Source organism: Geodermatophilus sp. SMS 5-13 (assembly GCF_059428245.1).
In genome coordinates, this window is record NZ_CP165729.1 from 2,238,683 (window position 1) to 2,251,071 (window position 12,389).

Annotated in this window: 11 protein-coding genes and 1 riboswitch; of the genes, 9 read left to right on the plus strand and 2 right to left on the minus strand. The window is 75.2% G+C overall.

Features of this window, described 5'->3' with window-relative positions:
- The first annotated feature begins 70 nt into the window (after positions 1-70).
- From AB3388_RS10950 to AB3388_RS10970, 5 genes are all read left to right on the plus strand, one after another.
- The gene (locus AB3388_RS10950; RefSeq protein WP_495410800.1) at positions 71-1,819 is read left to right on the plus strand and encodes a D-alanyl-D-alanine carboxypeptidase family protein; all 1,749 of its coding nucleotides are present in this window, start codon (positions 71-73) and stop codon (positions 1,817-1,819) included.
- A gap of 92 nt (positions 1,820-1,911) precedes the next feature.
- Positions 1,912-2,241, plus strand: coding sequence for a hypothetical protein (locus AB3388_RS10955; RefSeq protein ID WP_495410801.1), 330 nt, complete (start codon positions 1,912-1,914; stop codon positions 2,239-2,241).
- Positions 2,242-2,410: 169 nt separating this feature from the next.
- Positions 2,411-2,586: riboswitch (cyclic di-AMP (ydaO/yuaA leader) on the plus strand.
- Positions 2,587-2,727: 141 nt separating this feature from the next.
- A complete protein-coding gene (locus tag AB3388_RS10960) occupies positions 2,728-3,711 on the plus strand; it encodes a C40 family peptidase (RefSeq protein WP_495410802.1) in 984 nt (327 codons plus the stop codon).
- 188 nt (positions 3,712-3,899) lie between these two features.
- A complete protein-coding gene (locus AB3388_RS10965) occupies positions 3,900-5,180 on the plus strand; it encodes a M48 family metallopeptidase (RefSeq protein WP_495410803.1) in 1,281 nt (426 codons plus the stop codon).
- Positions 5,177-6,295, plus strand: a complete 1,119-nt coding sequence (locus AB3388_RS10970) for a glycosyltransferase family 4 protein (RefSeq protein WP_495410804.1) — start codon at positions 5,177-5,179, stop codon at positions 6,293-6,295. Before AB3388_RS10965 ends, AB3388_RS10970 begins: the two co-directional genes overlap by 4 nt.
- On the opposite strand, the gene AB3388_RS10975 is transcribed toward AB3388_RS10970, so the two are convergent.
- Positions 6,296-8,089, minus strand: coding sequence for an AMP-dependent synthetase/ligase (locus AB3388_RS10975; protein WP_495410805.1), 1,794 nt, complete (start codon positions 8,087-8,089; stop codon positions 6,296-6,298). It abuts the gene before it with no gap.
- A gap of 165 nt (positions 8,090-8,254) precedes the next feature.
- Here AB3388_RS10975 and AB3388_RS10980 point away from each other — a divergent pair, with 165 nt between their 5' ends.
- From AB3388_RS10980 to AB3388_RS10995, 4 genes are read left to right on the plus strand one after another with little or no spacing between them, the layout of a single operon-like run.
- Positions 8,255-8,686: an SRPBCC family protein gene (locus tag AB3388_RS10980; protein WP_495410806.1), complete on the plus strand. Its 432-nt coding sequence runs from the start codon at positions 8,255-8,257 to the stop codon at positions 8,684-8,686.
- Positions 8,687-8,692: 6 nt separating this feature from the next.
- Positions 8,693-9,841 (plus strand): ArsA family ATPase, encoded by a 1,149-nt coding sequence (locus AB3388_RS10985; protein WP_495410807.1) that lies wholly within the window; start codon positions 8,693-8,695, stop codon positions 9,839-9,841.
- Positions 9,838-10,137 (plus strand): hypothetical protein, encoded by a 300-nt coding sequence (locus tag AB3388_RS10990; RefSeq protein WP_495410808.1) that lies wholly within the window; start codon positions 9,838-9,840, stop codon positions 10,135-10,137. Before AB3388_RS10985 ends, AB3388_RS10990 begins: the two co-directional genes overlap by 4 nt.
- Entirely contained in the window at positions 10,134-11,105 is a 972-nt protein-coding gene (locus AB3388_RS10995; protein ID WP_495410809.1) for an ROK family protein, read from the plus strand. The genes AB3388_RS10990 and AB3388_RS10995 overlap by 4 nt, the downstream gene beginning before the upstream one ends.
- 43 nt (positions 11,106-11,148) lie before the next feature.
- On the opposite strand, the gene AB3388_RS11000 is transcribed toward AB3388_RS10995, so the two are convergent.
- Positions 11,149-12,384 (minus strand): ornithine cyclodeaminase, nickel-pincer nucleotide-dependent, encoded by a 1,236-nt coding sequence (locus AB3388_RS11000; RefSeq protein WP_495410810.1) that lies wholly within the window; start codon positions 12,382-12,384, stop codon positions 11,149-11,151.
- Positions 12,385-12,389 lie beyond the last annotated feature (5 nt).

Consider the following 12,389-nt stretch of genomic DNA (forward strand, 5'->3'; position numbering starts at 1 on the left):
GGGACGCGGGGGCCCGGGCAAGGATCCCCTCGCCGGTCAGAGCAGGCCAGACAGCCCAGAGGTGGATCCGATGCCCGTGCGCTCCCGGTGGCGCACCCGACGCCGGTCTGCGGCGTCCCTCCTGGCGGTCGTGGCGGCGCTCGTGCTGGCCGTGGCCTTCCCGCTCGCCGTCCCCGCCTCGGCCGATCCCAGCGACCAGCCGGGCGGCACCTCCGGCGTCCTGGACTCCTCGGCGCTGGACGAGCTGCAGCAGCGCGCGGCCGAGGTGCAGGTGGGCCTGCAGGAGCGCCAGGTCGAGATCGTCAAGGCGCAGGAGGACCTCGCCGCGGCCCAGAAGGACGTGGACGCCGCCCAGGCGGTGCTGGACGACAGCGAGGGCGTGCTGGCCGAGCGCCAGGCCGTGGTGGCCCAGTACGCGGCGGCGGCCTACCGGGACGGCGGCTCGCTGACCCCGCTCACCGTGCTGCTCAACGGCGGCGACCCCGGCGACATCGTCGCCGCGATGGGCTACCTCGAGGCCGTCGACCGCCACACGGCGGACGTGCTGGCCGCCGCCGAGCAGCAGCGCCAGGCCGCGCTCGCCGACCATTCCGCGGCGCAGGCCGCGCTGGACGAGGCGAAGCGGCGGGCCGGCAAGGTGCAGGAGCAGATCGACGAGCTCGAGGCGCAGGCCGACGCGGTCACCGACGAGCTGGGCCGGGCCCTCGACGCCGTCGACGACCAGCTCACCCAGCTGCAGCGCGAGCAGCTGGACGTCAACTCGCGGACGGCGGCCAACTGGCGGGTCTACCTCAAGCAGCTGGCCGACGCCGGGATCGTCGCGCCGGCCGCGGCGGCCCTGCGCGACCCGGCGTCCGCGCTGCCTCCCGGCCTGGAGCCCGTCGCGTCGAAGGCCGGCGGGGCGCAGCGGGGCGCGGCCCAGATGCCGCGCCAGCCCACGTCGCTGCTGGTGCTGCCCGCCGAGACGCTCAACGCGGTCACGTCCGCCATGGACGCGCTCGGCAAGCCCTACGCCCCCGGCACCGCGGGGCCGGACTCCTGGGCCTGCGGCACGCTGGTCCAGACCGTGTACCGGTCGGCCGGGATCGAGCTGCCCGGCGACCAGGCCGGGCTGTTCGCCGTCACCACGCCGGTCGACCCCGCCGACGTGCTCCCCGGCGACCTGATCTTCCTCGGCACCGCCGAGTCCGGCCTCGGGCACGTCGGCATCGCCCTGGACCCGCAGACCATGCTGGCCGCCGACGCTCGGGCGGGGGCGGTCGTCGTCCGCAAGCTGCCGGCCGACCAGGTGCTCGGCATCGGCCGGCCGAGCCTGGGCAAGCGTGCGCCGGTCGACGTGCCCGGGCCCACCGGCGGGGCGCTGAAGGTCGAGTGCGGCAACACCGTCTACCCGCCGAGCTTCGACGGCGCGCGGGCGTGGGGCGGCTATCCCAACGGGCTGATCCCGCCGAGCGCCATGTGCCCGCTCGGGGTCGGCGGGCACCAGCTGCGCTGCGACGCCGCGGCGGCGTGGAAGGCGATGTCCGCGGCGTTCGCCGACGCCTTCGGGTCGCCGATCTGCATCACCGACTCCTACCGCAGCTACGCCAGCCAGGTGAAGCTCTACGGGGAGAAGCCCGCGCTCGCGGCGGTCCCCGGCACCAGCAACCACGGGTGGGGCCTGGCGACCGACCTCTGCGGCGGCATCCAGACGTACGGCACGCCGCAGTACAACTGGATGGTGGCCAACGCCGGCCGGTTCGGCTGGCTGCACCCCACCTGGGCCGATCCCGGCAACGGCCGCGAGGAGCCGTGGCACTGGGAGTACGCGGGCACCTGATCGGCGTCCGTGTCAACCCCCGGACACGACAACGCACCGGAATTGTCGGTGGCTCCTCCTACCGTGCGGACGACTCACGGAGGAGAGAAGCGATGCTCATCGACTGCGACACCTGCACCGCCCGCGGCACCGGCTGCGCCGACTGCGTCGTCACCGTGCTGCTCGGCGCGCCCCCCGGCTGGCAGACCGACGACCCGGTCGTCGTGGCGCTGTCCGACCGCGCACCCGCGACCGACCGCGCACCTGCGACCGCCCGTGCCGGCGGGGAGCCGGCCGCGGAGGACGCCGTCGTCCCGAGGCCGGGGGTCGTCGTGGACTTCGACGACGTGGAGCGCCGCGCCGTCCGTGCGCTGGCCGACGTCGGCCTGGTGCCCCCGCTGCGCCACCGCTCCGGCGGGGCGAGCGGCCGCCGGATCGGCTGAGCCCCGGCACTCCTGCCGTCGGACCTGCGGCTCATCACGCGGCGCGCCCGTGATGCTGCTCGCAGTGACGATCACGACAAATGAGGGGGGGCCGGTTTGTCACAACTGCATCACGCCCGTACGGTGGCGGAGTTCGACCGGGTGGTCGTCGCCCCACCGGGGTGACCTCGGACGAGCACCGCCGAGTCGTCCGACGGCACGTCACGTGCCCGAGGAGGAACCGGGGACCCACCGCAGCACTGGGGTGAATTCAGCGTGCGCCGGCTTGCCGGGGCACGAAGATAGGGCGCCATCTTCCCAGCCCGAACCCGTCAGCTAACTCGGTAGGCGGTAGCTGAGGAAGAAGGAGAGCCGCCGCACGTGGCGACGCCTCGCCCTGCCCTGGGGCATGCACGCGAACGAAACGACAACCGCCATCCGGGCCGCACCCGCCCCTCCGCCTGGCTCCGCTCCGGGCTCCTGTTGGGTGCTACCACGGCCCTGACCGTGACCCTCCTACCCGGCACGGCCGCCGCCGAACCCGGCCGGGCCACCACGCCCGAGCAGGCCGCCCAGCTGGTCGCCGACGCCAGCCACCAGCTCGAGGTCGTGCAGGAGCAGGTCAACACCGCCCGCGAGGAGCTCGAGCAGCAGAAGGCCGCCGCCGAGGCCGCCGACAAGGCCGCCGAGGAGGCGCAGCAGCAGCTCGAGGAGCTCGACGGGCAGATCCGGGAGATCGCCCGCAGCGCCTACACGACCGGGGGCGACGACGTCACGACCCTCAACGCGCTGCTGACCAGCGAGTCGGCCGACGACTTCGTCTCGTCGCTGGGCACGTTGAACGCGATCGCCGGTCACACCAACCAGGTGGTCGACCAGGTCTCCGAGGCGGCCGACGCCGCCGAGGCCGCCCGGACCGAGGCCGACGAGGCCGCCGCGAAGGCGCAGCGGACCCTCGACGGCATCAAGGCCCAGGAAGCCGACCTGAAGTCGGACATCGCCGACTACCAGAAGCAGTACGACCGGCTGACCGCGGCGCAGCGGCAGCAGGTGGCGGAGTCCCACGGTGGCCGGGCGCTCACCGCGCCGGCGGCGGCCCCCGCGGCCGCCCCGGTGGCCGCGGCAGCGGGCGGCGGCAGCGCCGCCGCGCAGACCGCGGTGAACACCGCCCTGGCCCAGGTCGGCGACCCGTACGTGTGGGGCGCGGGCGGCCCGAACAGCTTCGACTGCTCGGGTCTGACCCAGTACGCCTACGCGGCGGCGGGCATCAGCCTGCCGCACTCGAGCAGCATGCAGTCGCGGATGGGCACGCCCGTCTCGCGCTCGGAGCTGCAGCCGGGTGACCTGATCTTCTTCTACAGCCCGGTCAGCCACGTGGCGATGTACATCGGCAACGGGCAGATGGTCCACGCCTCGACCTCCGGCCAGCCGGTCAAGATCGCGAGCGTCGACTCCATGCCGGGGTACAACAGCGCCCGCCGCATCTCCTAGGCGGCAGCACTCGGCGAGGGCCGGTGGACCCGCACGGGTCACCGGCCCTCGTTGGTGGGACTGGGCCGTGGCCCCCTGCAGGGTCCCGCCGCCGGCCCCATCCCGGGCACCGCCCCGAGCTTGCGAGGGGTGGGGAGGACCGGGTCCTTCAACGGTGGGGGGCAGGGGGTCCTTCTAGGATCGGCGGCGTGAGCGGGGCGGGGCGGAGCAGTGCCCGCGCCGCCCTGGCCGTGGCGATCGTGCTGGGCGCCGCGTTCGTGCTGGTGGTGGTCCTCCGCACGCCGTGGACCCCGCTGCCCACGCCGCCCGGCGGCCACGTGCCGTTCGACCCGACCGCCGGGCTGCCGGCCGAGGTCGTCGACCGCGCCGACTCCTTCGCCGCCGCGCTGCGGCCGGCCTCGCTGGCGAACCTGGTCCTCGGGCTGGCGGTCTCCGCGGTGCTGGGGCTGACCAGGCTGGGCAGCCGGCTGGTCCGCGCGGTCGCCGCCCCGCTCGGCGGTGGCTGGGTGTGGCAGGTTCTGCTCGGCACGGTGGCGCTGGTGGTCGTCGGCCGGCTGGTCACCCTGCCGCTCGCGGTCTACGGCGAGGTGGTGCGGCACCGCTACGGGCTGTCGACCCGCAGTTGGCCGCTGTTCCTGCGCGACGTCGGCGTCTCGACGGCGATCGACGCCGGCCTGACCGCGCTCACCGTCCTCGTGCTCGTCGTCCTCGCCCGCCGGGCGCCCCGGTTCTGGTGGGCCTGGGCCGCGGCCGCCGCCGCGCTGCTGGTCGTCGTCGGCTCGTTCCTCTACCCGGTGGTCATCGAGCCGGCGTTCAACCGCTTCGAGTCGCTGCCGGCCGGGGAGCTGCGCACGCAGATCCTGGCGCTCGCCGAGGAGAACGGCACACCGGTCCGGGACGTGCTGGTCTCCGACGCCTCCCGGCGGACGACCGGGCTGAACGCCTACGTCTCCGGCTTCGGCTCCACCCGCCGCGTCGTCCTCTACGACACGGTGCTGCAGACCCTGCCGGACGACGAGATCGAGTCGATCGTGGCGCACGAGCTCGGTCACGTGTCCACCGGCGACGTCCTCACCGGGACGCTGCTCGGCGCGCTGGGCGCCGCGGCCGGCGTCGCGCTCCTGGGCTGGCTGTTGTCCTGGACGCCGCTGCTGCGCCGGGCCGGCGCCGACGGGCCGGGCGACCCACGGGTCGTGCCGCTGCTGCTCTTCCTCGTCGCGGTGGGGATGTTGCTGACCACGCCCGTGCAGAACCTCGTGTCGCGGCGCATCGAGGCCCGCGCCGACGTCCATGCGCTCGACCTCACCGCGGACCCGGACGCCTTCGTGTCCATGCAGCAGCGGCTGGCCGAGACCAACCTCGCCCAGCCGGACCCGCCCGCGGTGTGGCAGTGGTTCTTCGGCAGCCACCCGACCACGGCGGAGCGGGTGGCCATGGCCGGCGACTGGGAGAAGCTGGACCGGCGATGAAGACCCTCGTCGTCACGAACGACTTCCCGCCGCGGCAGGGCGGCATCCAGACCTTCGTCGCCGCGCTGCTCGAGCGCCGCCCGCCGGACTCCCTGGTCGTGCTCGCCTCCCGCTCGCCGGGCTGGGAGGCCCACGACGCGGCGCTGCCGTATCCGGTGGTGCGGCGGCCGACGTCGGTGCTGCTGCCGACCCGGGCCACGGCGCGCGCCGCCGTGGCGCTGGCCCGCGAACACGGCTGCGACACGGCCTTCTTCGGCGCCGCCGCCCCGCTGGGCCTGCTCGCCCCGGCGCTGCGCGCGGCCGGGGTGCGGCGGCTGGTGGGCGCCACCCACGGGCACGAGACCGGCTGGGTGGCGCTGCCCGGCGCGCGGCAGCTGATGCAGCGGATCGCCTCGGGCCTCGACCTGGTCACCTACATCAGCGCGTACACCCGCGGCCGGCTGGCGCCCGCGCTCGGCGGGCGCGCCGAGCTGGCCCAGCTCTCGCCCGGCGTCGACGTCGAGGCGTTCACGCCGGCCGCCGACGGGGCCGCCGTCCGCCGCCGGTACGGGCTGGGGGAGGAGCCGGTCGTGGTCTGCGTGTCCCGGCTGGTGGCGCGCAAGGGCCAGGACGTCCTGGTCGCGGCCTGGCCGCGGGTCCTGGCCCGGCACCCCCGCGCCCGCCTGCTGCTGGTCGGCGGCGGTCCGGCCGAGGCCTCGCTGCGCCGCGCGATCGACGCCGGCGGGCTCGGCGGCTCCGTCGTCCTCACCGGGAGCGTGCCGGCCGACGAGCTGCCGGCCCACTACGCCGCGGGCGACGTCTTCGCGATGCCGTGCCGCACCCGCCGCGCGGGGCTGGACGTCGAGGGCCTCGGCATGGTCTTCCTCGAGGCGGCCGCGTGCGGGCGGCCCGTGGTGGCCGGCACCTCCGGCGGCGCCCCGGAGGCGGTGCGGGACGGCGTCACCGGGCACGTCGTCGAGCCGCGCTCACCCGAGGCCGTGGCCGCGGCGATCACCGGCCTGCTCGACGACCCGGCCAAGGCGCAGGCCATGGGCGCGGCCGGCCGGGCCTGGGTCGAGGAGCGGTGGTCGTGGACGACGATCGCCGCGACGTTCGCCCGCCTGCTGGAGGGCTGACTAGCGGGCGTAGAGCGCCTCGACCTCGTCGCCGAACTCCTTGAGGACGACGGCGCGCTTGAGCTTCAGGCTCGGCGTCAGCATCCCGTTCTCCTCGGTGAAGTCCGAGCCGAGGACGCGGTACTTCTTGATCGCTTCGGCGTGCGAGACGGCCTTGTTGGCGTCGGCCACCGCGGCGTCGAGCTCCTTGATCAGGTCCTCGTCGTCCCGGAGCTTGTCGACCGGGGTGTCCTTCGGCTTGCCCTTGGACGCCAGCCAGGCGGGCAGCGCCTCCTCGTCGAGGGTGATCAGCGCGCCGATGAACGGCCGCTGGTCGCCGACGACGATGGTCTGGCTGACCAGGGCGTGGGCGCGCAGCCGGTCCTCGAGGACGGCGGGGGCGACGTTCTTGCCGCCCGCGGTCACCAGGATCTCCTTCTTGCGACCGGTGATCTTGAGGAAGCCGTCGCCGTCGATCTCGCCGAGGTCGCCGGAGTGGAACCAGCCCTCGCCGTCGATCGCCTCCCGGGTGGCGTCCTCGTTCTTCCAGTAGCCGCGCATGACGATGCCGCCCTTGATGAGGATCTCGCCGTCGTCGGCGATCGCGGCGGAGACGCCCGGCAGCGGGCGGCCGACGGTGCCGATGCGGAAGGCCTCGTCGTGGTTGACCGCGGCGGCCGCGGTGGTCTCGGTGAGCCCGTAGCCCTCGTAGACGGTGACGCCGATGCCCCGGTAGAAGTGGCCGAGCCGCTCGCCGAGGGGCGCGCCGCCGGACACCGCGCCGATGCAGCGGCCGCCGAGCGCGGCGCGCAGCTTGCCGTAGACCAGCTTGTCGAACAGCGCGTGCTGGGCGCGCAGCGCGAGGCCGGGGCCGCCGGTGTCCTGCGCCTTCGACCAGTCGATGGCGACCTGCGCGGCCCGGTCGAAGATCTTGCCCTTGCCGCCGGCGTCGGCGGTGGCCTTGGCCTGGTTGTAGACCTTCTCGAACACCCGGGGGACGGCGAGGACGAACGTCGGCTTGAACTCGCCGAGGTCGGCCACCAGGTTCTTCACGTCCGGGGTGTGCCCGATGACCGTGCGGGTCTTCACCGCGCCCACCTGCAGGACCCGGGCCAGCACGTGCGCGAGCGGGATGAACAGCAGCAGCGAGCCCTCGATGTTCAGGAAGCGGCCCAGCAGGCTCATGCCGTTGCCGATCTCGAACAGGAAGTTGCCGTGGGTGAGCTCGCAGCCCTTGGGCCGGCCGGTGGTGCCGCTGGTGTAGATCAGCGTTGCCAGGCTGTCGGCCTTGAGCGTGGCGCGGCGGGCGTCGAGCTCGGCGTCGGGGACGTCGGTGCCGGCCGCGGTGAGGGTGCCGACGGCGTCGTCGTCCATGACCCAGACCGGACCGAGGTCGGGCGTCTGGTCGCGCACCGAGTCCATGGCCTCGGCGTGCTCGGCGCGCTCGACGATCGCGGCCGTCGCGCCGGAGTCGGACAGGATCCAGGCGACCTGGTCGGCGCTGGAGGTCTCGTACACCGGCACGGTCACCGCGCCGGCGGCCCAGATGGCGAAGTCGCAGACGGTCCACTCGTAGCGGGTGCGGGCCTGCAGCGCCACGCGGTCACCCGCGGCGACGCCGGAGGCGATGAGTCCCTTGGCGACGCCGGCGACCTGGGCGCCGAACTCCCGCCACGTCACGTCCCGCCACTGGCCGTCGAGGTGCACGCGCAAGCCCACCTCGTCGCCGTGCTCGGCGACGTTGGTGGCCAGCAGATCCGGGATCGCCTCGTCCGGGCCCACCTCGGTCGTCGCGGGAACGCTGAACTCGCGCACGCCTGATCCTCTCCGCCCGACCGTCCGCCGAGCACCCTCGCTCGCGGCTCCCGGTACGGGTCACGATCAATCTAGCGGCTGGGCAGGACATCTCCTACCCGCGAGTAGCAGAGGACGGCCCGCCCCGCCCGGAAGGGTGGGCCCCCAGCGGTTAGCCTGCCTCCCATGGCCGACCAGTCCACCCAGTCGATCGTCGTCGACGCGCCCGCCGCCGACGTGATGGCGGTCATCGCGGACTTCCCGTCCTACCCGCAGTGGGTCGCCGCCGCCAAGAAGGTCGAGGTCGTGGAGGCCGGCGAGGACGGCCGCGCCCGCCGGGTGCACTTCGTGCTGGACGCCGGCGCGGTCAAGGACGACTACGTCCTGGACTACACGTGGGACGGCGACCGCCAGGTCTCCTGGACGCTGGTCAAGGGCCAGATGCAGAAGCGCCAGGACGGCTCGTACACGCTGGTGGAGTCCGGCGGCCGCACCGAGGTCACCTACTCCATCACGATCGACCTCTCGATCCCGATGCTCGGGATGATCAAGCGCAAGGCCGAGAAGGTCATCCTCGACACGGCTCTCAAGGAGCTCAAGAAGCGCGTCGAGGGCTGAGCCCCGGTGCGCAGGCTGCTGTTCACCGGCCCCGGTGGCGCCGGGACGACGACGCTGGCCGCGGCCGCGGCGGTGCGGGCGGCCCGGTCGGGGGCCCGCACCGTGCTGCTGTCCCGTCAGCGCCCGGCCGTCGCCGGGCTGGACGCCGTCCCGGGGCTGGACGTCGTCGCCGTCGATGCGCAGGCCGCCGCCGAGCAGACCTGGCAGACCCACGCGGGCACGCTGGCCGGGCTGCTCCCGCAGGTCGACCTGCCGCCGGCGAGCTCGGTGGTGCCGCTGCCGGGCGCCGCGGAGCTCGCCCTCCTCACGGCGCTCGGGCGGGCCGAGGCCGACGTCGTCGTCCTGGACGCCGGCCCGCTCGAGTCCGGCACCGCACTGGTGGCCCTGCCCACGACCCTGCGCTGGTGGCTGGACGTCGCGCTGCCGCCGCGGATGCGCGCGCTCGCCGCGATCCGCACGGCCGCCGTCCGCTCCGGGGTCGCCCGCTCGGGGCCGGTCGACGCGCTGCTCGGCGCCGTCCCGGCGATCGAGGCGCTGCTGGCCCGGGTGCCGCTCGCCGACCCCGAGGCCACCGCCGTCGTCCTGACCGCCGCGGCCCGGCCGGCCGCCGTCCCGGCGCTGCGGTCGGCCGCGACCACGCTCGGGCTGCTCGGCCAGCGGCCGGTGGCGGTCGTCGCCCGGGTGCTGCCCGAGGGCGGGTCCGGGAACTGGTGGGCGCGGCGGATGGCCGAGCAGGAGGCCGTGCTGGCCGGCCTCGGCGAGGTCGCCGCGCTGCGCCGGGTGCCCGAGTCCGCGGGGACGCCGTCCGGCGTCGAGGAGCTCGCCGCGCTGGTCGACGGGCTGGACCTGCCCGAGCCGGCGCCGGTCGCGGCGCCGGCGCCGGAGCGGCTGGACGGCAGCTGGCGGCTGGCCCTGCCGCTGCCGTTCGCCGAGCGCGAGCAGGTCGAGCTGACCCGCTGGGGTGACGAGCTGGTGGTGACCGCCGGGGGCCTGCGCCGGTCGGTGCGGCTCGACGCCCTGCTGCGCCGCTGCTCGGTGACCGGCGGCCGGCTGGCCGACCCCGGGACCGCGGGCGCGCGGCTCGAGGTCACCTTCGCCCCCGATCCCCGGCTGTGGCCGGCCGACCTGCTGCCCGCCGAGGAGGGTGCGTCATGACCACCGGAGCCGACTGGGCCGACCAGGCCCGCCGCCTGTTCGAGGCGGCGAAGTCCGCCGCCGAGGCGCACGAGCCCACGGCCGAGTGCAAGTGGTGCCCGCACTGCCAGCTGCTGGCGGTGCTGCGCGGCGACCGGCCCGAGCTGACCGCGGTGCTGGGTGACGTGCTCGCCACCGCGTCGGCCGCGCTGCGGTCCTTCGCCGAGCAGGCGCCGGCCGCGGATCCCCCCGCCCACGCGGAGGAGCCGACGCACCGTGATCCCGCTCCGGTGGTCCAGCGGATCGAGCTCGCGTGAGCGCAGGCGCCGCGGAGCTGCCCGCGGTCGGCATCGACATCGGCGGCACCAAGGTCGCCGGCGGCCTGGTCGCGCCGGACGGCCGCATCCTCGACACCGCGCGGCGGGCGACGCCGGGCGCCTCGGTCACCGAGACCGAGGACGCCATCGTGGGCGTCGTGGGCGAGCTGCTCGGGCGGCACGAGGGTCCGGTGGTCGGCGCCGGGGTCGGCGCGGCCGGCTGGTTCGACCGCACCGGTGACACCGTGCTGTTCAGCCCGCACCTGGCCTGGCGGCACTCGACGCTGCGCAAGGACCTCGCGGGCCGGCTGCAGCTGCCGCTGTGGGTGGGCAACGACGCCGACGCGGCCGGCTGGGCCGAGTACCGCTACGGCGCGGCGCGCGGCGCCGACCTCGCCCTGATGATCACCCTCGGCACCGGGATCGGCGGCGGGATCGTCCTCGACGGCCGGCTGCGGCGCGGCTCGCACGGGGTCGCGGGGGAGTGGGGACACATGCGGGTCGTCCCGGACGGGCGGCTGTGCGCCTGCGGCAACCGCGGCTGCTGGGAGCAGTACGCCAGCGGCACCGCGCTCGGCCAGACCGCACGCGAGGTGGCGACGTCGTCCCCGGCCGCCGCGGCGCAGCTGCTCGAGCGGGTGGACGGCGATGCCCGCCGGCTGACCGGCGAGGACGTCGCCGCGGCCGCCGCGGACGGCGACGCGCTCGCCCTCGAGCTGGTCACCGAGGTCGGCACGTGGCTGGGCCAGGGCATCGCCGACCTGGCCGCCGTCCTCGACCCCGAGGTCGTCGTCATCGGCGGCGGGGTGAGCAAGCTGGGCGAGCTGGTGCTCGGCCCCGCGCGCGACCGGCTGGGGCACGCGCTGCCCGGCCGCGGCTTCCGGCCGGGCCCGCGGGTGGTCGCCGCCGAGCTCGGCCCGCAGGCCGGCCTCGTGGGCGCCGCGGACCTCGTGCGCCACGAGCTGTAGCGGAGTCGCTCGGTGACGGTTTCCGTCACCGAGCGACTCCGCATCAGCACAGCTCTCGGGCGAGCTGCTCGAGGAACAGGCCGATGTCGGTGACGATGCCCATCGCCTGGGCGCTGCCGCGGTCGGCCAGCTTGGTCACCGTCGCGGGGTTGATGTCGACGCAGACCAGCGGCACCGACGCCGGGAGGATGTTCCCCGTCGCGATCGCGTGCAGCATCGTCGCCACCATGATCGCGAAGCCGACGCCGGGCAGCTGCGCGCGCATCGCCCGCTGCCCCTCGATGACGTCGGTGTGGACGTCGGGCAGGGGGCCGTCGTCGCGGACCGAGCCGACCAGCACGAACGGCTTGCCGGCCTCCACGATCGCGTGCATGACGCCGCCGGTCAGCACGCCCTTCTCCACGGCGGCCCGGATCGAGCCGGCGGCCCGGATCGTGTTGATCGCGCGGATGTGGTGCTCGTGCCCGTGCGGCACGCCCGAGCCCTTGGCGAGGTCGACGCCGAGCGAGGTCCCGAACAGCGCCGCCTCGATGTCGTGCGTGGCCAGGGCGTTGCCCGCGAACAGGACGTCGACGTAGCCGGCGCGGACCAGCCGGACCATCGCGGGCGCGGCGCCGGTGTGCACGATCGCCGGGCCGCCGACCCAGAGCACCTTCTCGCCGGCCGCCTTGACCTCGCGCATCCGCTCGGCGATCTGGCGGACCAGCAGCGCCTGCGGCTTCTCGCTGGAGGCGATCGAGGACATGAACCCGAAGGCCTCCTCCTCGCCGCGGGCCGGCGCCGGCGGCATCACCACCCGGACGCCGTGGGCGCCGCAGACGACCTGCTCGCCGGCCCGCACGTCGCTCACCGGGACGGTGCGGACGACGACCTGCCCGTCGTCCTCGGTGACGACCAGGCCGCAGTCCATCTCGGCGCGGTCGACCCGCACCCAGTCGCGGTCCAGCCGGACGAAGGTGTCGAGGTTGGTCGTGGAGTAGAAGTCGTCGGGGAAGACCCCGTCGGCCGGCGCCGGCCGCAGCGTCGCCGTCCCGGGGTCGACGGCGTTGGCGCCGTGGGTCTGCAGCCGCATGACGATCCGGTCGAGCAGGTCCCCGTCGGCGGCGCGCAGCGAGATGACGGCGCGCGACTCGTCCTCGTGCTCGCGGCCGAGCTCCAGGCTCTCGATGCGGTAGTCGCCGCCGTACTCGAGGACGTCGTCGAGGACCTTGGCCAGGATGCCGGTGTCCATGAGATGCCCGGTCAGGGCGACGGTGGCGGAGGACGGTGCGCTGCTCACCAGCC

What these genes read in the sequence shown, in the direction of transcription:
- AB3388_RS10950 (WP_495410800.1), top strand. Translation starts at nt 71, where the DNA reads ATGCCCGTGCGCTCCCGGTGGCGCACCCGACGCCGGTCTGCGGCGTCC.
- AB3388_RS10980 (WP_495410806.1), top strand. Translation starts at nt 8,255, where the DNA reads ATGGCCGACCAGTCCACCCAGTCGATCGTCGTCGACGCGCCCGCCGCC.
- AB3388_RS10970 (WP_495410804.1), top strand. Translation starts at nt 5,177, where the DNA reads ATGAAGACCCTCGTCGTCACGAACGACTTCCCGCCGCGGCAGGGCGGC.
- AB3388_RS10955 (WP_495410801.1), top strand. Translation starts at nt 1,912, where the DNA reads ATGCTCATCGACTGCGACACCTGCACCGCCCGCGGCACCGGCTGCGCC.
- AB3388_RS10990 (WP_495410808.1), top strand. Translation starts at nt 9,838, where the DNA reads ATGACCACCGGAGCCGACTGGGCCGACCAGGCCCGCCGCCTGTTCGAG.